Origin of the sequence: Nocardia sp. PE-7 (assembly GCF_030486425.1) — a bacterium.
GTDB lineage: Bacteria > Actinomycetota > Actinomycetes > Mycobacteriales > Mycobacteriaceae > Nocardia > Nocardia salmonicida_A.
Window position 1 is genome coordinate 3086664 of sequence record NZ_CP129614.1, and the last position, 24236, is coordinate 3110899.

The window sequence follows — 24236 nt, forward strand, 5'->3', positions numbered from 1 at the left end:
GCGCAACCAGGTCGACGCGCGCCGGTGGTCAGGAACCTGCCCGGTTCGCCCCGCCGAACCAGACCGGCAGGTGCGCGTGCAGATCCTGTTGGTCGTCCCCGATCCACGCCACATGCCCGTCCGGTCGAAGCAGTACCGCGGGGGCGTCGAGTTCTTCACTGACATCGACGATGTGGTCGACGCGGTCCGCCCATCCTCGCACCGACAGCCGCCCGGTCTGGTCGAGCAGCATCCCGCGGCCCGCGTGCATCTGTGCGTAGAGGCGGCCGCGTTTCAAGGCGATGTCGCGCAGTCGTCGACCGAGCAGGGGATCGCCCTCGCCGAAGTCGTAGCGGATGCCGATGGCGATGATCTTCTCGGTGAGATAGCGACTCACGTCGTCGAAGTCCATCAGTTGCGAGACCAGCCTGCGCACCGCCTGCGGGCCCGGGTCCAGCGACATCAGCTCCATCTGCGCGCGGGTGTTGTCGAGCACGTCGGCGGCCACCGGGTGACGTTCGGTCTGGTAGGTGTCGAGCAGCCCGGCAGGCGCCCATCCGTTGATCTGCGCGGCCAGCTTCCAGCCGAGGTTGAACGCGTCCTGGACGCCGAGGTTGAGGCCCTGCCCGCCGGCGGGCGGGTGGATATGGGCCGCGTCGCCTGCCAGCAGTACGCGGCCGACGCGATACTGCTCGGCCTGGCGGGTGCCGTCGCCGAACCGCGAGAGCCACCGTGGTGAATGCACCCCGAAGTCGGTACCGGCGGTGGCGACGAGCTGCTGTTTGAATTCGTCGAAGGTGGGCGCCGCCGTGCGGTCCTCGGCGACGCCGTCGGCGGGTGCGACCACGCGGTAGACCCCGTCGCCCAGTGGCATCGCGCCGAAGCGCAACTGGGTCTTGCGGACTTCGGTCATCAGCTCGGTGATCGTTTCCGGTGACGCGGTCAGTTCCATTTCGCCGAGCAGTGTCTCGACCCGGCTCGGCTCACCGGGGAACGCGACGCCGAGCAGTCTGCGCACGGTGCTGCGGCCGCCGTCGCAACCGACGAGGTAGCGCCCATGCAGCTGGGTGCCGTCGGCCAGGTCGACCGTGACCGCGTCGTCGTGCTGACCGAGGCCGACCACTTCGGTGCCGCGCCGTATCTCGGCCCCGAGCTCGACGGCGTGCTCGCTCAGCAGCTGGTCGGTGAGAGGTTGTGGGATGCCGAGAACGAACGGGTGGGCGGTGTCGAGTCGCTCGGGTGCGGGTTTGGGGATCCCGGCGAAGAAGCCGCCGACGGGATGCTTGCGCCCGAGTGCGAGAAACCGGTCGAGCAGGCCGCGCTGGTCCATGATCTCGATACTGCGCGCGTGCAGACCGAGCGAGCGAACGATCTTCGTCGGCTCGGCATCCTTTTCCAGCAGCACCACACGCACCCCGTGCAGCCGCAACTCCGCGGCCAGCATCATGCCGGTCGGTCCACCGCCTGCCACGATCACATCGATCATCGAAACTCCCCTTCGGCCAGATATCCGCAGGTTGCGGGCTCGCCGAGAGATTGTGCAGCACCACCGGGGCCTTGCCGCAAGCCCCGGGGTGCGCTATAGATTAGAAGTGGCAAGGAGTGGATTTCCCTCCTTGCCATTGCCATGCTCGCGACTCTCACCGAGTTCGTGCCGGTACTGTGAAGCGGTTCGGGCAAGGTGAAGGAGTCGGTCGGCGGTGCGTGGTTTCGGGGATCTCGAGGCAGTGCTGATGGATCGGCTGTGGGATCGCGATGTGGATACGACCACGGTGCGCGAACTGTTCGACGAACTCGCGACCGAGCGCGACATCGCCTACACCACCGTGATGTCGACCATGGACAATCTGCACCGCAAAGGCTGGCTGGCCAGGGAGCGCGCGGGGCGCGCGTACCGGTACTGGCCGACGGTGACCCGCGAGGAATACAGCGCCCGGCTCATGCACGAAGCGCTCGGTGTCGGCGGTCGGTCCGACCTGGTTCTCAACTTCTTCGTCGACCGGATCAGCGAGGACGAGTTCGCGGGACTGCGCGCGGCCCTGCGTCGCGTGGCCACCCGCCGCAGCGAGGCGAGCTGAGCCCGAACGTGTCGGAGTGATCTGCTCTGATGGGCAGATCCAACGGGATCGGTCACGGGGACGGGGACGCATGCTGAGTGTCGGATGGGATCAGGTGTTCGCCTGGCGGCTGGGTCGCCAGTTCGTCGCGGCACCGACCGGGGGCTCCGCAGAGGATGTCGCGGCCAGGTTGGCCGGGGTGCAGGCGCAGGTGGCGTCGGCGGCGGAGACTGCTGTCGCAGTACGTAGTACCGATGCGCGCGCACTCGGTGTCGGCGAGGCGTTGGGTGCGGGCACGCTGATCAAGACCTGGGCGATGCGCGGCACGCTGCACGCGATGGTGCCCGAGCAGGCAGCGGCGGCGCTGTCGCTGATCGGCTCGGCCCGCACGTGGGAGAAACCGTCGTGGCAGAAGACTTTCGGTGCGACCCCCGAGCAGGTGGCAGCCCTGGTGGAGGTCGTGTCCGGTGTCCTGGCCGATCAGGTCCTGACCCGCGACGAACTGGTCGAGGCGGTACTCGCCGAACCAGGCTTCGCCCATCTCGGCGAGCAGTTGCGGTCCGGGTGGGGTGCGGTGCTCAAGCCGTTGGCCTGGCAGGGCGCGCTGTGCCACGGTCCCGCCCGCGGCAGCAAGGTCACCTTCACCGCACCGGCCGGCCTGACTCCGGGATGGAAGGGCTTACCCGAACCCGAGAGCGCCGCACCGACACTGATCAGCGCCTATCTCGGCGCGTACGGTCCCGCGACGCCGGAGGCGTTCGACGCGTGGCTCAGCCGCAACAGCGTGCGCAAGACCGTGGTGCGTGGCTGGTTCGCGGCCATGGGCGAGGCACTGACCGAGGTCGACGTCGAGGGTCGGATCGGTTGGATTCCGAGCGAGTTCGCCGACGATCTCGCCGCGGCGACCCTCGACCGCGGCGTCCAGCTGCTCGGCCCGTTCGACCAGTACGTGTTGGGGCCCGGCACCGGCGACACCGTGCTCCTACCCGCCGAGCATCGGTCGAAGGTGAGCAGGACGGCAGGCTGGATCTCCCCGCTGGTGCTGCTCGACGGCCGGATCGCGGGCACCTGGGAACAGGTCGACGACGAGCTCGTGGTGTCGCTGTTCGACGGGCGCAAAATTCCGAAGCGCACCCTGTCCGCGGCGGTGAATCGGTTCGCCGAGGCGACCTGCGCACAGGGGCTCGGCCTGCGCGTGGGCTGAGATTTCGGATACTCCAGACGCCGAACCAAGCGCTTGCTACGGTGGCTCGATGATCCCCACGATCGTCTGGGGCACCGGAAATGTCGGCCGCGCGGCCATCCGCGCCGTGGCTGCCCATCCGGCGCTCGTTCTCACCGGGGTGCTCGTGCACAACCCCGACAAGGTCGGCCGAGACGCGGGCACGCTCGCGGGCCTCGACACCGAATTGGGGGTGGCCGCCAGTGACGACATCGACGCGCTCCTCGCGACCGGTCCGCGGGCGGTGGTGTACGCGGCGTCCGGCGAGATCCGGCCCGATGAGGCGCTCGCCGACATCGTGCGAGCCATCCGTGCCGGGGCTGTCGTCGTCACCCCCGCGCTCTACGCCCTCTACGACCCGCGCAACGCACCGGCCGAAATGCGCGAACCGGTACTGGAAGCCATTGCCGCGGGCGGAGGTTCACTGTTCGTCTCCGGCGTGGATCCCGGCTGGGGCAACGATGTGCTGCCACTGTTGATCAGCGGGCTCGCCGCCACCATCGATGTGGTGCGGTGCCAGGAGATCTTCGACTACTCCACCTACGACCAACCCGACTCGGTGCGCTATCTCGTCGGCATGGGACAGCCGATGGACTACCAACCGCCGATGCTGATGGCGAGCGTGCCGACGATGGTGTGGGGCGGCCAGATTCGGCTGATGGCCAGAGCATTGGGTGTCGAACTCGACGAGATCCGCGAAACCGTCGACCGGCGCGCCCTCGACGAGACGGTGCAGACCACCCGGATGGGGGCCTTCGACGCGGGCACGCAGGGGGCGGTGCGGTTCGAGGTCCAAGGCATCATCGACGGTCGGGCGCGCATCGTGATCGAGCACGTCACCCGCATTCATCCCAGCTGCGCACCGGACTGGCCGACACCACCCGACGGCGACGGCGCCCACCGGGTGATCATCGAGGGCTCGCCGCGCATCGAGGTCAGCGTGGAAGCGACCGACGAGGGCGGCAATCGCGCGGCGGGCGGAAACGCCACGGCGGTAGGACGTTTGGTCAATGCCATCGACTGGTTGGACGAGGCGCCGCCCGGTCTCTATGACGCACTCGATGTGCCGCTGCGCGCCGCGGTCGGCAAACTCGGAAGGACACCACGATGATCATCGATATTCCCGAGGGCAAAGATCCCATCGGTTACGTGTGGGGCGAGATGGTGCCCGGCATCGGCGTCGCGGCGGCGGCGTTCTCGCTGTCGGTCTACGAGCACTCCACTCTCGGCCTGCGCGAATTCGAAGCGGCCCGGCTGCGGATCGCCCAGATCAACGGGTGCCTGTTCTGTCAGGACTGGCGCACCGAACGCGACGGGCAGAAGGTCGAAGCGGAGTTCCCCGAGGCGGTCACGCACTGGCGCGACACCGACCGGTTCGACGAACGCACCCGGCTGGCCGCCGAATACGCCGAGCGCTACGCCACCGACCATCACGGCCTCGACGACGAATTCTGGGTCAGGATGTTCGCCGAGTACTCCCAGGCCGAGGTGGTGGAGCTGAGCATGAGCATCGGTTCCTGGCTGGCGTTCGGACGCCTCAATCGTGTCCTCGGGCTGGACACCGTGTGCGTGCTGCCCGGGCACTGACCGCCGCCTGCGCCAGACATCGCACCGCATTGCCACCGATTGTGTGCCAGACGCTCGGCAACACTGCCGCACCGATCCCGATTAAGCTGCGGGCCGTGATGGAACCTGCGCGAGAGCAGCTCATCGATACGGTGGCCTGGGTGCTGATCGAGAACGGTCGCATCCTGTGCGCCCGTCCACGCGGCAAGGACGTGTTCTTCATTCCCGGGGGCAAACGCGAAGGCGCCGAGACCGACCTGCAGACCCTGGTCCGTGAGGTCGCCGAGGAACTGACCGTCGAGCTCGCGCCGGACAGCGCCGTCCACGTCGGCACCTACGAGGCCGCGCTCGCCGACGGACACGACACTGTGGTCCGGATGGCGTGCTACACCGCCGACTACCGTGGGGTGCTCACGGCCAGCAGTGAGATCGAGGCGCTGGCCTGGTTCGGGTTCGGCGACCGCGATCTGGTTCCCCCGGTCGACCAGTTGCTGTTCGACGATCTCGCGGCGGCCGGGTCGCTGCGGTGATCGGTCCGGTGGCACGGTCGGCGTTCTACGAACTGCTGGCACTGCCACTGGCCTTCACGCGGATACGGACCCGGCTGCGGGTGCCGCGCCTGCTCCTGCGCGAACCGGTCGGCGCGCACCATGTTTCGCTGGGACGCTGCCTGATCCACTCGGTGCTGTCGGGGGGACTCGGGCTACTCGGCTGGTTCCTCACGATGCTCAGCGTGCTGGCTCTGGTGCGCGGTCTGGCGTATCCACTGGTCGCCGCCGACGATTACGAGAACTCTTGGGGCGGGCCCACCTTGGCGGGCGCGTGGGCGGTGCACGCGGCGCTGGGCGTGCTGATCGCGCCGGTGTTCGTCGGTGCGGTCGCCCTGTTCGGCCGGTTGCAGCTGCGGGTGATCCGCACTGTGCTCGGTGATGACCGCTCGTGGTGGGCGATTGCGATCGTTGTGGTGCTCGCGGCGGCGGGCGGGCTGTTCTTCGTGGCGTGGGCGCATCAGATCTGAGGGTGAGGAGGCCTCAACGAAGGTTCTGTCCGGGAATCCGAACACCGGCGGCACGCAGTTTCGCTTCGACGAGCGTGGACATCCGGGCCGCGGTCGATTCCGGTTCTTCACCGTGGTGCCGGATCAATGTGTAGCGGGTCGCGGCCTCGGTGCCGGCTTGCAGACCGGTCACGATCTCGAGGTGATCGGGGTTGGTGAGATAGTGCTCGGCCACCGCGGCGGCGACGTCCTCGATCCGGGGATCGTCGGGCTCCCAGCTCAACGCCTCGGAAGCGTGCCGGTACACGGCGAGGAACTCGGGGTCCTCGATCGCGTTCTCGATATTGGCGATGTAGTCGTCGAAGCCTTCCGGAACGAGAGCTCTGGCCAGCACCCAGCCCTCGCGGGCGGCGGCGATGTCGGCCTGGCTGATGCCGAGGTCGGGCAGGCGGGCGAGCAGCGCCACCGCACGGTCGGGCAGCAGCGTTCGGTCGCCGTCGGCGAGGCGGTGCAGGGTGTCGCGGCGAGCGATCAACTCCTCGATCCGCTCGGTGAGGCGCCGCTCGACGCCGGCCAGCTCGGTGGCGAACGAGGCCTCGTCGGCGTCGAGCAGGGCGCCGATCTCGGCCAGTGGCACTCCCGCGCCGGCCAGGGTTCTGACCTGGACCAGGCGCAGCAGGGCCGCCGAGCCGTACCGGCGGTAGCCGGAGCTGTCGCGCGCTGGTTCTTCGAGCAGACCGTTCTTCTCGTAGTGCCGCACGGTCTTGATCGTGACGCCGGCGAATACCGCGGCCTGGCCGATCGTGACGCCGTTGTTCATCTGCTCAGTCCGCCCTGCTCGGGGTAGTCCTACTGAGAAAGTTGACCTTGATGCGAGGGCGAGGTCAAGTCCTCGGCGCCGAACACCTCGTCGACCAGCCGTTGCGTGGCAGCCTGGAACACCGTGGACAACGACAGGTCGGCGTCGTCGACATAGTTCAGCGCCGCGGTCATGGTCTTGGCGCCGTCGGGTGTGCTGTACATCAGCGCCGCGTGGCCGCCGTGGCCGCCGTTGTGGGTGATGAGGGTGCCGGTCGCGGTCTTCTGCACGAACACCCCCAGGCCGTAGCCGACCTTGTCTTCGGGCGTGAGCATCTCGGCCAGCAGCGGGGCGGGCAGCAGCTTGCCGCTCAGCAGGGCGGAAATGAAGGTGTGCAGGTCTTTGCTGGTGGAGATCATGTCGCCGCCGCTGGAGATCCAGGAGGGGTTCTGCACGCTGACATCGACGGTCTTCTCCACTCCGGCGTCGTCGTAGCGGTAGTAGGCGTGGGCGTGCGGTCCGCCGATCTCGGTGGAGGTCTCCGGCACCACGGTGTCGGAGAGTCCGAGCGGACCCAGGATCAGTCGCTGCATCTCCTCGGCCAGCGGGTGGCCGGTGACCGCCTCGATGAGCAGTTTGGCCAGCGCGTAGTTGGTGTTGGCGTAACTCCAGTCGGTGCCCGGTTCGAAGCGGGCAGGCTCGGCCAGGGCCAGGCGCACCAGTTCGTCGGTCTCGTGGGTCAGGAAGCGGTTGTCGACCCATTCCTTGCCACCCCAGGCGACGACGCCCGGCGCGGTCGTCCCGTCCTCGTAGACCTCGCCGGTGAAGTTGAAGATCCCGCTGGTGTGCTGCAACAGCATCCGTACCGTGATCCGTGGGTCCAGGGCGAACCGGGGCAGGTAGTCGACGGCGGGGGTGTCCAGGGCGATCTTGCCCTCGGCCACCAGCTGCAGGACCACGGTCGCGACGAAGGTCTTGGTGTTGCTGCCGATCCGGACGCGCCCGTTGATCGGCGGCGGCGCGGTCTCACCCACCACGCTGCGCCCGGCGCTGCCGACCCATGCGCCGCGCTCGTCGTCGACCCGCAGTTGCAGGCCGACGAAACCGGTGTCGACGATCTCCTCGATCGTCTGCTGGAGGTTCGGATATGCCTGTGCGGCAACAGTTTTGGTGGCTTTGGATGCGCCGTTCGTGTTCGAAGTCATGAGTTGAGCTTCCACCTTGACCCAAGGTCAACCGCAAGGGTGATCTGGGTCACTCGACGTGCCCGGATCCGGTTTCGCCTAGCCCAGCTTCTGTCGCACCGCCTCGGCGATGACGGCGAGGGCGCGGTCCTCGGTCATGCGCCAATGGGTCGCGTCCACGGGATGGTTGTCGACGGAGACGGTCACTGCCTGGTCCCACGACGAGGCACCGGCGGTCCCGGTCGGATCGTCTCGGGTCGCGGTGAAATAGGTGATGGTGCCGTCGAAACGGCGGGGGCGATAGGCGGCGTCGAGGGTGACCGAGGTGATCGCCGCGTCGACGATTCGGTCGATGCGGGCGGGGTCGAGGGGTGTCTGCGGGGCGGAGTGTTCGAACAGGGTTCGGGCGAGTTGGTGCGGGTCGACGGATTCGGTGAGGTCTACCTCGTCGGCGCCGACGAAGCCGCCGAGCAGATCGGCGGCGGTCGCGGGGGCGGCGACGGCCGTGGATGCCGACGACAGGGTGCTGTCCAGCATGGCCAGCACCGCGACGTCCTCGCCGTCCTCCTGCAGCTGCACCGCCATGGCGTGGGCGATGACGCCACCGAGGGACCACCCGAGCAGGTGATACGGGCCTTCGGGTTGCACCGCGCGGATTTCCTTGAGGTAGAGCAGAGCCCATTCCTCGATCGAATCCGGGAGGGGTTCTACCGCACTCAACGCCGGTGATTGGAGTCCGTAGAGCGGACGGTCGAGGTGGGCGGCCAGGCCGCTGAAGGACCAGGCGATGCCGCTGATGGGGTGGATACAGAACAGCGGCTCGCCGGTGCCCTCGGCGCGCAGCGGCAGCAGGACGTCGAAGGCGGCGTCGGTACCCGCGCTGTCGGTGCCCTCGGCGCGCAACGCCGCCACGATGCCCGCCGGGGTGGGTGTGGTGAAGATCCAGGTGACGGGCACGGTCGCGGCCGTCGCGGCGCCGAGCTGGGCGGACAGGCGGGTGGCGCTCAGGGAGGTGCCGCCGAGTTCGAAGAAGTGGTCGTCCATGCCGACGCGGTCCAGGTGCAAGATGTCGGCGAAGATGTCACAGACCGTGTGTTCGACGGCCGTGTTCGGGGCTCGGTAGGTGCGGGTGGCGAGTTCGGGGGCGGGCAGGGCGGCGCGATCCAGTTTGCCGATGGCGGTCAAAGGGATGTCGTCGAGGACCATGATCGTGGTGGGGACCATGTGGGTGGGCAGCGACTGGCTTGCCCACCGCACGAGACTGTCCACGTCGATTTCGCGACCGTGCGCGGCGACCACGTAGGACACCAACACTGTTGCCCCGGTCTGGTTCTCACGGCCGACGGTGACGGTGGCGCCGACGTCGGGGTGCGAGCCCAGGACGGCGTCGATTTCCTCGAGTTCGATACGGAACCCGCGGATCTTGAGCTGGAAGTCGGTGCGGCCGCGATATTCGAGTTCGCCGTGACCGTTCCAGGCTGCGAGGTCGCCGGTGCGGTACAGGCGGGTGCCCGCCTGGAACGGGTTGGCGACGAAGCGTTCGGCGGTGAGGTCGGGGCGACCCAGGTAACCGGTGGCCAGCTGGGCGCCCGCCAGGTACAGCTCACCCGGCACACCGACCGGGACCGGGCGCAGTCGTGCGTCCAGGACGTAGACCTGGCTGTTCCAGACCGGTGTGCCGATCGCGACGGTGGTCGTGTCGGCGGCGCTCACCCGGTGGCTGGTGATCGAGACCGCGGCCTCGGTGGGGCCGTAGACGTTGAACAGCGCGAGATTCGGTGCCATGGTGGCGAATCGGCGAGTCAGGGCGACCGGCAGGGTTTCGCCGATGGCCAGGACGCGGCGAAGTGACGGCGCGAGCATTTCGCTCAGCAGAGTGTCGAGCATCGACGGCACGACGTGCAGGGTCGTCACTTGTTCGCGTCGCATCAGCTCGGCGAGGTAGGTCGGGTCCCGGTGCCCAGCGGGTGCGGCGAGCACCAGTCGACCGCCGCAGACCGCCGCGGACCAGAACTCCCAGACCGACAAGTCGAACGTGGCAGCGGTCTTCAGCAGCACGCTGTCCTGGGCGGTGAGCCCGAATTCGTTCATCTTCCACCGCAACTGGTTGACGATCGCGGCGTGGGAGACGGCCACACCTTTCGGACGACCTGTCGATCCCGAGGTGAAGATCACGTAGGCGGTGTTCGCGGCGCGCAAGGGGGCGCGGCGATCGCGGTCGGTGATCGGGGCGGGGCTGTGCGTCGCCAGGTCCATCTGCTCGACGCACCGCACGGAGGTTCCCGGCGAGTCCGTCGCACCGAGCCACGTGTCCGTGCTGGTGAGGGTCAGCAGTGGCGACGCGGTTTCCAGGATGTGCCGGGTGCGGGCCGGTGGTTGGTCGGGATCGAGGGGGACATACGCACCGCCCGCGGTGCTGACCGCGTACATTGCGACGACCAGGTCGATCGATCGGCGCATCGCCAACGCCACCCGGGTTTCCGGGCCGACGCCTGCCGCGATGAGATACCGCGCCAGCCGGTTCACTCGTGCGTCGAGGTCGGCGTAGGTCAGACGCACCTCGTCGGCCACGAGGGCTTCGGCATCCGGTGTCGCGGACACGGTCGCATCGAGCATCGAGACCAGGGTGGTGCTCGGGTCTGTCGGCCGGGCGGTGTGATTCCAGGTGTCGAGGAGTTGGACTCGTTCGGCGGGGGCGAGCAGGTCGATGGTGTGCAGCGGCGCCCCGGGGTCGGTGACCACCGCGGTGATGAGACGGGTGAGCCGGGTCAGGAATCCGGCCACCGTGGCCGCGTCGAACAGGTCGGTGGCGTAGGTGCAGTAGCCGCTGATACCGGCCGGCGACCCGTCGGCGGTGTAGCGGTCGGCCAGGATCAGGTGCAGGTCGAACTGGGACAGTGCACGGTCGAGCTCCACCGACGATACGCTCATCCCGGGCAGGTCCATCCGCACCTCGGCCAGGTTCTGGAACGACAGACCGACCTGGAACAGCGGGTGGCGGGCGGTGGAACGGGCCGGGTTGAGGACTTCCACGAGCCGTTCGAACGGGATGTCGGCGTTGGCGAAGGCGGCCAGGTCGGTGTCGCGTTGGCGGGTCAGCTGTTCGGCGAAGCTCGCATCGGCGTCGACTCGGGTGCGGAACACCAGGGTGTTGACGAACATGCCGATGAGGTCGTCGAGGACGGCGTCGCCGCGACCCGCGACGGGGGTTCCGATGGCGATGTCGGTGGTGCCCGACAGTTCGGCGAGCACCACCGCCAGCGCGGTGTGCACGGCCATGAACAGGGTCGCGCCGTGAGTGCGCGAGAGTTCGGCCAGGGCGGCGTGGGTGGCGGTGTCGACGGTGAAGGGGACGCGGCCGCCCGCATAGGACTGGATCGCGGGTCGTGGTCTGTCGCGGGGTAGTTCGAGCTGGTCGGGCAGCTCTGCCAGGGCTTGTTGCCAGTAGGCGAGCTGGGCAGCCGACATCGAGGTGGGGTCGGTTTCGTCGCCGAGCAGGGTTTGCTGCCAGATCGCGTAGTCGGCGTACTGCACGGGCAACGGCGCCCAGGCGGGGGCGTTTCCTTCGGTGCGTGCGGTGTAAGCGGTGACGAGGTCGCGGGTGAGGGGTCCGCCGGAGAAGCCGTCACCGGCGATGTGGTGCACGGCCATGGCCAGGACGTAGTCGTCGGGGCCCAGTTCGAACAGGGTGGCGCGCAACGGGACCTCGGTGGTGACATCGAAGACGGTGGACACCAGTGCTGTCATTGCCGCGTCGTCGCCCTGCGTGGTGACCCGCAGGCGTGGCACGTCCGGGTGGTCGATCGGCAGCACGATCTGTGCCGGGGCGAGGTCGACGGTCGGGTAGACCGTGCGCAGGATCTCGTGGCGTGCGACCAGATCGGTGAACGCCTGCCGCAGGGCGGTGGTGTCGAGCGCGCCGGTCAGGCGGAGCACGACCGGAATGTTGTAGGCGGCGGTTCCGGTGTCGAAGCGGTTGAGGAACCACATGCGCTGCTGGGCGGGCGAGAGCGGGATGCGGTCCGGTCGTGGGCGCGCGGCCAAGGCGGGCCGGTGGGCCGCGCGGGTCAATCCGGCGATCTCGCGGGCACATTCGGCGACGGTGGGTGCGGCGAACAGCACGCGCACCGGCACTCGCAGGTCGACCGCCGCACCGAGCCGTGCGGTCAGGCGGGTGGCGAGCAGGGAGTTGCCGCCCAGGTCGAAGAAGTTGTCGTCGGCGCCGACGCGTTCGGCGCCGAGCACCTCGGCGAACACCGCGGCGACCGTTCGCTCCAGCCCGGTCGCGGGCTCACGGTAGGCGCGGGTCACGAATTCCGGTGCGGGAAGGGCGTTCCGGTCGATTTTTCCAGCGGCAGACAACGGGATGCGGTCCAAGACGACGACCGCCGCCGGGACCATGTGCGCGGGCAGCATCGATGACGACCACCGTGTGATGGCGCCGGGATCGATGTCGCGGCCCGTCACATACGAGACCAGCGCGGTGTCACCGGCGGGGTTCTCGGCGCCGATCGTGAGGGCGAAACTCAGCTGGGGGTGGCGCAGCAGGACGGAGTCGATCTCGCCGGGCTCGATACGGAAGCCACGGATCTTGATCTGGAAGTCGGTGCGGCCCAGGTACTCCAGCTCGTAGGTGTCGCCGTGCACCCAGCGCACGAGATCGCCGGTGCGATACATGCGTTCGCCGGGTCCGGCCCACGGGCAGGCGACGAAACGGTCGGCGGTGGCGGCGGCGCGGCCACGGTAGCCGCGGGCGAGTGCGGGACCCGCCAGGTACAGCTCGCCGGTGGCGCCCACCGGGACCGGATGCAGGCGGGCATCGAGGACAACAGCACGCATGCCCGGAACAGGTCGACCGATCGTGACGCGGTCCCCGGCGCGCAGTGCCGAGTAGGTCGCGCCGACAGTCGCTTCGGTGGGGCCGTAGCCGTTGAGGAAGCTGCGACCGGGTTGCCAGCTCGCCAGCAGTTCGGGGGTGGTGGCTTCACCGCCTGCCGACACGCACTGTAGATCGGGCAGGGCGGCCGGGTCCAGGGTGCTCAGCAGGGCGGGGGTGATGATCGTGTGCGTCACCTGTTCGGCGCGCAGCAGGTCGTCCAGGTCGGTGCCGCCGAGGGTGTCCGGTGGTGCGATGACCAGGGTGGCGCCGTGATGGAACGCGGTACCGAGTTCCTCGATCGACTGATCGAAGCTCGGCGAGCACACGTGCAGCATGCGGTGGTCGTGGCGCAGGCCCATCAGGGCCGCCGAGTGCACGAGGAGCGCACCTACGCCGGCGTGGGTGACCGAGACGCCCTTGGGTGTGCCGGTGGAGCCGGAGGTGTAGATCACGTAGGCGAGGTTGTCGCGGTGCAGGGGCGCTCGACGGTCGCGATCACGCACCGGGGTCGACGAACAGCCGGCGATGCGGGCCCGTGTGGTCGGCGCGTCGAGGATCAACCAGCGCAGGGATCCGGGGAGTCCGTTCGCCTCGGCCGCGACGGTGAGGCCGATGGTCGCGCCGGAGTCGTCGAGCATGTGGCGCACGCGATCGTCGGGGTAGTTCGGGTCGACCGGCAGGTACACCCCACCGGCTTTGGCGATGGCCCAGAAGGCGAGGATCGACTCGTAGGAGCGCGGAACAGCCGAGGCGACGACAGTTTCCGGGCCGATTCCCTCGGCGACGAGGACTCGGGCCAGGCGTGAGGAGTCGGCGTCGAGGGTGCCGTAGGTGTAGGCGTTCGTGTTCTCGCGCACCGCGATTCGATGCTGGCCGTAGCCGGTGCCGCGCACGAGCAACTCGGGCAGGGTGCCGGTCGTCGAGGGTGGTGTGCCGTCGCCGAGGTGGGTCAGGAAGGTGTACTCGGCGTGGTCGGACAGCGGTAGGTCGCCTGCCGGGGTCTGTGGTCGGTCGGCGACGGCGGTGAGTAGCCGGACCAGGCGCCGGCCGAAGGTAGCGGCCTCGTGGTCGTCGAAACGGGTTCGGGCGAACGATATTTCGATCGTCGTGCTCGACTCGCCCTCGATCACCGTCACAGTGAGTTCACCGGCTGTCGGGCCGTCAACCGCCGGTGTCACCGCGTCGTCGGACCGCACCTGCAGGCACACCTGTCCCAGAGAGCGCGGTTCCACGCCGAGCAGGTTCGCGAAGTCCGCGAGCGGGATTCCGGCATGAGCCAGCGCCTGGGACTCGGTGTTGTGTGCCTGGGTGAGCAGATCGAGGAACGGCGCGGTGGGATCGATCGTGGTGCGGAGCAACAGGTCAGGCGTGCCGGTTCTGATCACGATGTCGTCGGAGGCCGTGAGTCGTGCGAGCAGCACGGCAACGCCGGTGCGGACCAGTGTCTGCCTGCTCACGTTCGCGGTGTCGGCGAGGCGGCGGAGGTCTCGGTGCACCGACGCCGGGACAATGAATCGGGTGCGGCCCTGTTCGGTGGTGCCGTGGCTATCCGATTGCCCGCTGCGCGGGTGGTCGGTGGGCAGGACCAGTCGGGCAGGCAGCTCGGCCAGAGTCTGGCGCCAGTAGCGGGATCGGGTGAGCGGGTCGGTCGGGTCGGCGGCGAGCTGGTCGGCGATGCGGACCACGGGTGTGGTCGGGGTCGCGACGAGATTGTCGATGGCCGTGCGGAGGCGGTCGGTGACCGCCCTGGCCACCGGGTCGGAGACGAGGTCGCGGCGATACTTGATCTGCACCTGGGTGCGTGCGCCCAGGAAGACCAGGACCGTGATCGGGTAGTGGGTGTGGTCGGCGCCTTGCAGGTCGTCGATGCTCAGGTTGTCGAGTGCGCCGCCTGCCTGTTGCAGTCCTTCGACGTCGACGGGATAGGACTCGAACGCGAGCATGGTGTCGAACAGCTCGCCCGGTCCCGCGACCCGTTGGATCGCGCCGAGACCGAGGTGGTGGTGATCGAGCACGGAGGCCTGCTCGGCCTGGACGGCGCGGATCAGGTCACCGACGGTGTCGGCGGGATCGATCCGTACGCGCACCGGAACCGCGTCGACGAACAGCCCGATCATGTCGCCGACCCCGTCGAGCTGTGGCGGGCGCCCGGAAACGGTGGCGCCGAACACCACATCGTCGCGCGCGGTACTCGCGGCAACGACCAGGCCCCAGGCCGTTTGGAACACGGTGTTCGCGGTGACCTCGGCGGCCGCGGCGAAGGTGGTCAGTTCGGCTGTGCGCGCGGCGTCGAGTGCGAACTCGCACAGCCCGTAGCCGGTCCCGGTCGCGGGCGGCCACGTCAGCTCGGGGGCGAGCATGGTCGTGCGCACCCCGTCGAGGACCTCCGACCACGCGCTCTCGGCGGCGGTGCGGTCCTGGCGGGTGAGCCACTCGAGGTAGTCGCGGTAGGGGCGCACCGGCGGGAGCGGGGTCGTGTCGCCGTGGGTGGCGTAGAGGACGAGCAGTTCCTTCATCAGCAGCGGCATCGACCAGCCGTCGAGGAGGATGTGATGGCCCGTCAGGACGAGGTGGCTGTGCCCGGAACCGGTGATGTACACCGTGAATCGCAGCAGGGGCGCGATCGTCGGGTCGAAACCGGCCTGCTGATCGGCGGCGAGCAAGGCGGGCAGGTCGGCGTCGGCGGCTTCGACGATCCGCAACGGCGCTTCGACGTCGTCGGCGACGAGCTGGACCGGGGTGCCGTCGGGTGCGGTGACGAAGGCCGAGCGGAGGTTGGCGTGCCGGTGCAGGACGGTCGCGGCCGCGTGGCGTAGCCGGTCGGTGTCGAGGTCGCCGGTCAGTTCGGCCATGAGCTGGATGAGGTAGGCGTGGACCGACTCGTCGAGCATGTCGCCCAGTGCGAGCAGCGAGTGCTGCAACGGCGACAGCGGCAGCACGTCCGACAGGCCCGGATGTGTTCGGCGCCAGGTGTCGAGGTCGGTTTGAGACACCTGCACCAGTGCGACGTCGGACGGGGTCAGCCCGCCCGCGCACGGGTGCAGAGTGTGGTCGGCCAGGGCGGTGAGCCAGCTCGTCCAGTCCTGCGCCAGTTCCTCGACCTCGGCTTCGGTCAGGATGCCGGTGGCGTAACGGAAGTTCGCCTGCAGTTGCAGACCGGTGTCGGTGGTGACGGCGATCGCGTTGATGTCGAGGACGGTGTGCGCGGGCAGGGCGGGGTCGTAGTCGACCTCGATTTCGCCGAGGTCGGCGGTGGGCAGCCACGCGACGTCGTCGGTGGGCAGGGCGCCGGTGGTGGCGCGACCCAGGTAGTTGAAGCCGATCTGACCGATGTTGCCGGACAACAGGTTTCGGGTTTCCGGGGCACTGCGCAGCAGGCCGAAGCCGATGCCGTTGTCGGGCACAGCCAGCAGTTGCTCCTTGACGGTGCGCACCGTCGCCGCGAGGGCTTCGTCGTCGAAAGTCGCGGGTGTGACGGCGCGCAGATCGAGGGCGACGGGGTAGACGGTGGTGAACCAACCGACGGTGCGGGTCAGGTCCGCACCGGGGACGGCGTCCTCCTGGCGGCCGTGGCCTTCGAGCCTGAGTCGCAGAGTGGCAGCGTCGATGCCGCGACGCGCACGCCAGACCCGCACAGCCAGGGCCAGCGCGGCGAGCAGGGCGTGGTCGGCACCTGCTCGGTACTGGGCGGGCAGGGTCGTGAGCAGGGGTTCGGTGATCTCGGCGGGGACCTGCACGGTGATCGAGCGCATCGTTGCCTCGGTGTCGAGGCGACTGTCGAGCGCGCGGGTACCGAGCAGCGGGTCGGGGGTGGCCAGGACCCGCTGCCAGTGGTCGAGTTCGGCGGTGCGATCGGCGGTGGCCAGGCCGTGCGCCCAGCGGCGGAACGAAGTCGCGACCGGCGGTAGAACGATCTGTTGACCCGCCTCGTGCTGGGCCCACGCCAGGACCAGGTCGGGCAGCAGGATGCGCCACGAGACGCCGTCGATCACATAGTGGTGGGCGGCGACCGCGAGCACATCACGTGCGCCGTGGCGGCGGATCCAGGTGAAGGCGATCATGCGGGCGGCAGCGGGATCCAGGGCCGACAGGACCGAGTCCATGGCGGCGCTGCCGATTCGGGTCAGCTCAGCCGGTGCGGTCTCAGCCTCCCCCGCGGATGGCGACGCTGCGGCATCGGAGGTTGCTGTCGCGCTCGCTATCGGCTGTGGGGCGTCGATCTCGGTGATCAGCGAGTCCACATCGATGGCATGGGGCGCCAGGACCTCCCACCGCCAGTCCTCGCCGTCTCGCCGCAGCCGCGAACGCAGCATGTCGTGGTGGCGCAGGACTGCGGCGATGGTGCTCTTCAGCCCGGCACGGTCGATGGTGTCCGGTAGTGCCAGGACCATGGTTTGGGCGAAGCGGTCGCTCGTACCGGTGGTCAGGAAATCGGCCATCACCGGTGTCAACGCGACGTCGCCGATGCCGCCGCCGGGCAGTTCGGCCAACACGGGCGCGTTCGGGCTGTCGAGGGCGGCGATCTCGGACAGCTTCGCCACCGTGCGGTGTTCGAACACATCACGGGTGGTGAAGACGATGCCTGCCGTGCGGGCCAGCGAGACCAGCTGGATCGACAGGATGCTGTCGCCGCCGATCGCGAAGAACGAATCGTGCACGCCGACCTGCGGCACCCCCAGGACGCGGGCGAACAATTCGGCCAGCAGGGTTTGCATCGTGCCCGTCGGCGCTGCGGCGGGCTCGAACGCGGTGGCTGGTTCGGGCAGGGCGTTGCGGTCGAGTTTGCCGTTGGAGGTCAGGGGTAGCGCGTCCAGGACCACGATCGCCGACGGTACCGCGTGCGCGGCCAGGCGATCGGCGGCGTACTCGGTGAGCGCTTGCGGATCGGCCGAATGCCCCTGTGTCGCAAGCACATAGGACACCACCGTCGTCGAACCGGAGGGGGCTCGACGTCCCACCGTGACCGCGAACTCGACGCCGGGATGACTGACGAGCACGGCATCGATCTCACCCGGTTCGATCCGGAAGCCGCGCACCTTCAACTGGGTATCGGTGCGGCCGAGGTAGTCGATGTCGCCGGAGTCGCGGCGGCGCACCAGATCGCCCGTGCGGTACATGCGGGCACCGGGCGCACCCCACGGGTCGGGGACGAAACGAGCCGAGGTCGTCGTCGGCTGATTGCGGTAGCCCCGCGCCAACGCCGCACCGGTCAGATAGAGCTCACCGGTGACGCCCGGCGCGACCGGGTGCAGGCGGTTGTCCAGGATCATCGCGTGCGTGCCCTGCACGGGGCTGCCGATCGAGATGGGTTGTCCGGCGGTGAGTTCGGCGTAGGTGGAGATGATCGTGGTCTCGGTGGGGCCGTAGCCGTTGAGGTAGCGGCGACCGGTCTGCCATTTCGCGAGCAGTTCCGGGGTGGTCACATCACCGCCGACAGACAACGATTCCAGTACGTCCAGACCGGCCGGGTCCAGGGTGCCCAGGACCGCGGGGGTGATGATGGCGTGGGTGACGGACTCGGTGGCCAACAGGTCCGCGAGTTCGACGCCACCCGCGATCTCGGACGGGACGACGACCAGCGTCGCTCCCGTCGCGAAGGCGCACAACCATTCCAGGACCGAAGGGTCGAACCAGGGAGCGCAGATGTGCAGGAAGCGGTGGTCGGCCTCGAGGTGGTAGCGGTGGCCGGCTTCCTCGACCAACGGGGCCAGCCCGGCGTGAGTCACGGTGACGCCCTTGGGCAGACCCGTGGAACCGGAGGTGTAGATGATGTACGCGGGGTGGTCGACACGCAGCGGTGCGAGGCGATCGGTGTCGGTGATCGACGTCGTCGGGTGCGTGGCAGCGGCTCGGTCGAGGTCGTCGAGCGTCAGCCAGGTCAGGTCGCCGGGCAGGTCCTCGAGGTGCGCGGCGGCGGTGATGCCGAGCTTCGCACCCGAGTCTTCGACCAGGTGTCGGAGCCGCTGGGCGGGATTGCGGGGATCCATCGGCACATACACGCCACCTGCCGCGGCGACGGCGAGTGCGGCGGCGACCATGTCGAAAGAGCGTGGGAGGGCAACGGCGACAGCGACTTCGGGGCCGACGCCACGGGCGATCAGCTCACGGGCCAGTCGCGCGGTCTGCTCGGTCAGCTCGCCATAGGTGATCGAGCGGTTCCGGTACCGGACGGCGACCCGATCTGGACCGTGGGTCGATCCGCGCGAGACCAGGTCGGGGAACAGCGCGGTGACGCCTTCGGGATCGGCGTCGCGCGCGGTTAGCGCCGCGTGCTCCTGTGCGTCGAGCAGTGTGAGGTCACCGACGGGGGCATGGGGATTCTCGATCGCCGCTGTCAGCAGGCGAATCAGTCGTTGCGCGAAGACCGCGACACTCGACTGGTCGAAAAGAGCACTGGCGTAAACGAATTCGGCGGTGACAGTGTCTTCGTCACCGGCTGCGTGGTGCGCGGAGTTCAGGGACAGTACGAGATCCCGCGCGACCGAGTCCACGTCCGAGGATTCTTCCGATACCAGCATTACCCGTACGAGAGGCTGCTCGTGGCCCAGCGGCGACCTGCTTCGCGCGAATGCCCGCCGGGCCACCGTGGTCGCCTCGGCCAACAGTTCGTCGACCGCGGTGTCGCCGCGCACCGGTAGTCGCAACACCAGGTGAGAGGTGCCGATCACGATGTCGTCGGTGCCCGACAGTCGGGCCAGGAGCACCGCGAAGACCGTGTGCACGAGGCTGAACACCGTCGTGTCACGGGACTCGGCGAAGTCCCGCATGCGCCGATGGAGCTCGGCGGGAATCTCGAAGCAGACGCGCGCGTCGGTCACGACGGGAGTCGCCGGTCGGGCGCGGTCGGTGGGGAGGTTCAGTTCCTGCGGGAGGTCGGTGAGGACCGAACCCCAGTAGGTCGACTCCGCGATCGGGTCGTCGAGTCGATCCAGGGTGTCCAGAAGCTGTGCGGTGGTGTGTTCCGGCGTTCGGACGAAAGCGTCGAGGGTGGCACGCAAGCGGTGCGCGAGAGCTTCGGCGATGCCGCTGTCGATCACGTCGAGGCGGTACTGCACACCGACACGGATTCCGTCGCCGACCTCGACGCCGACAGCCACCGGATAGTGGGTCGCGTTGGCCGCTGTGACATCGACGATCTCGAGGCCGTCGATCGAGCTGTGCGCGCGCCGCATTCCCTCGGTGTCGACGGGGTAGGACTCGTAGGCCATCAGCGTGTCGAACAGCTCGCCCGTGCCTGCGGCCCGCTGGATCTCGGCGAGGCCGAGGTGATGACCGTCGAGTAGGGCGATTTGCGCGGACTGTAGCCGCGACAACATGTTTCGCAGTGGCTTGGCGGTGTCGACATCGACTCGAACGGGGATGGTGTTCGCGAAGAGTCCGACCATGCCGTCGACACCATCCAACTGCGGCGGGCGGCCCGAGACCACCGCGCCGAACACCACATCGTCGCGACCGAGGGCACCGGCCAGCACCACACCCCATGCCGCCTGGAACAGGGTGTTGACCGTGACATCGTTGGCTGCGGCACAAGCGGCCAATTCCTCTGCCTCGGCCGGCGACAGCTCGACGGCGCACATCCCGTACCCCTCGGTCGGCGCGGTCGGTGCGGCGATCGCCGCGGTGAGCAGGCTCGGCCGGTGTCCGGACAGCGCCTCGCGCCAATTCCGCAACGCGGCGGACCGGTCCTGGTCGGCGAGCCACGCGAGGTAGTCACGGTAGGGACGCACGCGCGGGAGCACGGTGGGGGCGCCGTCGGTGGCATAGCAGAGGAGCAGTTCCTGCATCAGTAACGGCATCGACCAGCCGTCGACCAGCAGGTGGTGCGCGGTCAACACCAGGTGCATGCCGTCAGCCCGGCGGTACAGCGTGAACCGCAGCAGCGGCGGCGCGGAGAGGTCGAACCCGATCCGGGCTTCGGCGGCCAAGAACTCCTCGGCGTCGGCACGGTCGGCCTCGACGATCCGCCACGGCATCGTGACACCCTCGGTCACGAAACCGACCGGTGTACCCGCAGCCGACGAGCCGAAGGCCGTACGCAGAATCGCGTGACGGTCGAGGACCGCTTGGGCCGCTCGGCGCAGCCGGTCGGTGTCGACCTCGCCCGCCAACTCCACCGCCAGCTGGACCAGATACGGGTCGGCCGGAGATACCTGCGCGAGGAACATCAGACCGAGTTGCAGAGGCGCCAACGGCAACACATCGGTCAGACGCGGACGTTCGCGATGCCAGGTATCGAGTTCCGCCTGGGTGACCTGGACCAGCGGTACGTCCGCGGGGGACAGCCCGCCCGCCGCCGGATCGCGCAGGTGTTCGGCGAGGATCGACAAGGCCGCCGTCCAGCAGTCGGCCAGTTCTCGCACCGACGCCTCGTCGATGATCTCGGCGGCGTAAGAGAACGACGCGCGCAGTTGCAAGCCGGTGTCGGAACTGGTCGCGAGGGCATTGATGTCGATGACGGCGGCCGCGGGCAGCTCGGAATCCTGTACGGCGACGGGCTCGCCCCAGTCGGCGGTGGGTAGCCAGCTGTGGTCGGTCGCGGCGACATCGCCCGCGGAAATACGTCCCAGGTAGTTGAAGCCGACCTGGCCAAGAAAGCCTTCGAGGTGGGCCGCCGATTCCGCGTCCAGGTGACGGAGCATGCCGAAACCGATGCCCTTGTGCGGTACCGCGCGAAGCTGTTCCTTGATCGCCTTGACCACGGCGGCCGTGGCTGCGCCACCGTGCCACGCGGCGTCGTTGTCGACCGCGCTCAGATCGAGCGCGACCGGATACATGCTGGTGAACCAGCCGACCGTGCGCGTCAGATCGGCACCGTCGACCGCGGATTGCTCGCGGCCGTGGCCTTCCAGACGGACCCGTGTCGCGGGAGCGTCGACGCCACGTCGGGCCCGCCATGTGCGTACGGCCATGGCCAGAGCGGCGAGCAGGCCGTCCTCGGCGCCCGCGCGGTACAGGGTCGGCAGGTCGGTCAACACCGCCTGGGTGATGTCGGCGGGCACCTCGACGCTGATGGTTCGCACCGTCGACGCGGTATCGACAGAACCGAGCGGACGATCGCCCAGCAGCGGGTCGGGCACCGACAATGTCTGCTGCCAGTAATCGAGTTCCTCGCGCTTGCTCGCTGCCGCGTCGGTCAGGCCGTGCGCCCAACGGCGGAACGACGTGCCGACCGGAGGCAAGACGACCCGCTGGCCGGACTGAGCCCACGCGGCCACCAAATCCGACAACAGGATTCGCCACGAAACACCGTCGATCACCGCGTGGTTCGCCGCGACGACCAGCCCGTCCGGGCCGTCCTCGCGAGCCAGCCACGCGAAGCCGATCATCCGGTACGCCCGCGGATCCAGCGACGCGAGCACGGAATCCATCGCGGCGTCGGCGATATCGTCGAGCTCGTCGGTGCCTGCCGGGACATCGACACGGATGAGTAGCTCGTTCACATCCACCGCGCCCGGCGGCAGTGCGTGCAGCTCCCACTTCTCGTCGACCCGACGCAGACCCGCCCGCAGCATGTCGTGGTGATCGATCACCGCCGTGAGGGTGTCCACCAGGGCGTTTCGATCGATCCCGGCAGGCAGGGCGAGGACCATCTGCTGGGTGAACCGGCCGAACACCCGTCCCCCGGCCAGCGAGGCGGCCAGCACCGGCGTCAACGGGATCTCGCCGACGCCACCGCCGGGGAGTTCGGTCAAGGTGGGCACGGATTCGGCGCCCAGCACCGCCACCCGCGCCAACCCGGCGACGGTCCGGTGCTCGAACACCGCCTGCGGGGTGAACGAGATGCCGGCATTGCGTGCTCGCGACACGAGCTGGATCGACAGAATGCTGTCGCCACCGGCGGCGAAGAACGAATCCTCGGCACCGATCTGCTCCAGGCCGAGGATCTGGGTGAACAGTTCGGCGATGGCGGTCTCGACCGGACCTTCGGGCGCGCGGGAACCGACCGCACCGAAAACCGGTGTGGGCAGCGCATTTCGGTCGAGTTTGCCGTTGGGGGTCAGCGGGATCTCATCGAGCATCATCAGGACGGTCGGCACCATATGGGCGGGTAGCGACGTGCCGACGAAACGGGCCACCTCCTCGGTGTCGATCGAAATGCCGTGCCGGGGCAGCAGATACGACACCAGCACCGTCGCACCCGAGTCGGCCTTCGTACCGAGGGTGACCGCGTAGTCGATGTCGGGATGGGCGGTGAGGGCGGCGTCGATCTCGCCGAGCTCGACGCGGAAGCCACGGATCTTCACCTGGAAGTCGGAGCGGCCGAGGTACTCGAAATCACCGTCGGCGCTACGCCGGACCAGGTCACCGGTTCGGTACATGCGAGAACCGGTAAAGGGAGAGGCGACGAATCGCTCGGCGGTGAGCGCAGGCCTGCCCTGATAGCACTGTGCCAGCGCCGGGCCGGACAGATACAGCTCACCCGCCACGCCCGCGGGAACCGGGCGCAGACGTGAGTCCAGCACGGTCGCACCGAGGCCGGGGAAAGCCGCGCCGATCGTGATCGGCTGCCCGGGCGCGAGCTCGGTGGTGCCGGTGGCGAGGATGGTGGCCTCGGTCGGGCCGTAGCCGTTGAAGAAGGAGCGGCCGACAGCCCAGCGGTCGACCAGGGTCGGGCCGAACGCGTCGCCCGCGACGACCACCACCCGCAACGCGTCGAGATCGTGCGCGTCGACAGATTCCAATGCCGCCGGGGTGATCAGCATGTGGGTCACCCGTTCCCGGCGCAGCAACTCGGCGAGCTCGGAGCCACCGAAGACCGACGGCGGTGAAATCACCAGCGTGGCACCGGAATTGAATGCCACCAGCAGCTCGAGCACCGAGACGTCGAAGTTCGGTGAGCACACGTGCAGGACACGATCGCCGCCCTCGACCGAATAGCGTTCCCTGGCCGCCGCGACCAGCGCGCCGAGACCGGTGTGGGTGACCACGACGCCCTTGGGTCGGCCCGTCGAGCCCGAGGTGTAGATGACATAGGCCGGGTGCTGATCGGTCAGCGGGCGGACGCGATCGAGGTAGGAGATCGGGTGGGCGGGGTGCGCCGTGATGCGGTCGTGGTGGGCCGGGGCATCGATGTCGAGCCAGTCGACGGAGTCGCCGAGCTTGTCCCGATGCGCCGTGCAGGTGAGTCCGAGGATCGTGCCGGAGTCCTCGAGGAGGTAGGCGATCCGCTCCGCCGGCAGCGCCGGGTCGACGGGGACATACGCGGCCCCGGTCTTGGCCACCGCCCACACCGCCGCCACCGATTCGATCGACCGGGTGAAGCCGAGCGCGACCACATCGCCGGGGCCGATCCCACGCTCGAGCAGATCTCTGGCCAGTCGTGAGGAGTACTCGTCGAGCTGGGTGTAGGTGAGTTCGCGGTGTTCACCGTCGACGGGGGAGTACGACACGGCCACGGCATCGCCCGCGGTGTCGACCGCGGCGGTCAGCAGCTGCGAGAAGAGCGGAGTACTCGACTTTCGAATGCCTCGCGGCGCACGGCGAGCTTCACGTCCAGAGGTGCGCGCTTCACGCATTCGGGTACAACATCCTTCATCTGTCCGGCCCACATCT

At 68.8% G+C, this 24236-nt stretch carries 10 protein-coding genes; 6 read left to right on the forward strand and 4 right to left on the reverse strand.

Features of this window, described 5'->3' with window-relative positions; genetic code table 11:
* Positions 1-28 precede the first annotated feature (28 nt).
* A complete protein-coding gene (rox, locus tag QX204_RS14515) occupies positions 29-1465 on the reverse strand; it encodes a rifampin monooxygenase (protein ID WP_301907341.1) in 1437 nt (478 codons plus the stop codon).
* Between the two features lie 247 nt (positions 1466-1712).
* Between rox and QX204_RS14520 the strand changes: the two genes are divergently transcribed.
* The 6 genes from QX204_RS14520 (at position 1713) to QX204_RS14545 (ending at position 5842) form a co-directional block, all read left to right on the forward strand.
* Positions 1713-2057, forward strand: coding sequence for a BlaI/MecI/CopY family transcriptional regulator (locus QX204_RS14520; RefSeq protein WP_194828446.1), 345 nt, complete (start codon positions 1713-1715; stop codon positions 2055-2057).
* Between the two features lie 70 nt (positions 2058-2127).
* Entirely contained in the window at positions 2128-3240 is a 1113-nt protein-coding gene (locus QX204_RS14525; RefSeq protein ID WP_301907342.1) for a winged helix DNA-binding domain-containing protein, read from the forward strand.
* Between the two features lie 49 nt (positions 3241-3289).
* On the forward strand, positions 3290-4369 hold the full coding sequence (locus tag QX204_RS14530) for an NAD(P)H-dependent amine dehydrogenase family protein (RefSeq protein ID WP_301907343.1): 1080 nt from the start codon (positions 3290-3292) through the stop codon (positions 4367-4369).
* The gene (locus QX204_RS14535; protein WP_301907344.1) at positions 4366-4845 is read left to right on the forward strand and encodes a carboxymuconolactone decarboxylase family protein; all 480 of its coding nucleotides are present in this window, start codon (positions 4366-4368) and stop codon (positions 4843-4845) included. Before QX204_RS14530 ends, QX204_RS14535 begins: the two co-directional genes overlap by 4 nt.
* A 98-nt stretch (positions 4846-4943) precedes the next feature.
* Complete coding sequence (locus QX204_RS14540; RefSeq protein ID WP_301907345.1) at positions 4944-5354, forward strand: NUDIX hydrolase; 411 nt, start codon at positions 4944-4946, stop codon at positions 5352-5354.
* Positions 5351-5842 carry a hypothetical protein gene (locus tag QX204_RS14545; protein ID WP_301907347.1) on the forward strand — a complete coding sequence of 164 codons (492 nt, stop codon included), beginning with the start codon at positions 5351-5353 and terminating at the stop codon, positions 5840-5842. The genes QX204_RS14540 and QX204_RS14545 overlap by 4 nt, the downstream gene beginning before the upstream one ends.
* Before the next feature lie 13 nt (positions 5843-5855).
* Here QX204_RS14545 and QX204_RS14550 read toward each other — a convergent pair whose 3' ends face one another.
* From QX204_RS14550 to QX204_RS14560, 3 genes are all read right to left on the reverse strand, one after another.
* Entirely contained in the window at positions 5856-6641 is a 786-nt protein-coding gene (locus tag QX204_RS14550) for a MerR family transcriptional regulator (protein WP_301907349.1), read from the reverse strand.
* Positions 6642-6670: 29 nt separating this feature from the next.
* Positions 6671-7825: a serine hydrolase domain-containing protein gene (locus QX204_RS14555; protein WP_301907350.1), complete on the reverse strand. Its 1155-nt coding sequence runs from the start codon at positions 7823-7825 to the stop codon at positions 6671-6673.
* Positions 7826-7903: 78 nt separating this feature from the next.
* Positions 7904-24199: a non-ribosomal peptide synthetase gene (locus QX204_RS14560; protein WP_301907352.1), complete on the reverse strand. Its 16296-nt coding sequence runs from the start codon at positions 24197-24199 to the stop codon at positions 7904-7906.
* Positions 24200-24236: the final 37 nt, after the last annotated feature.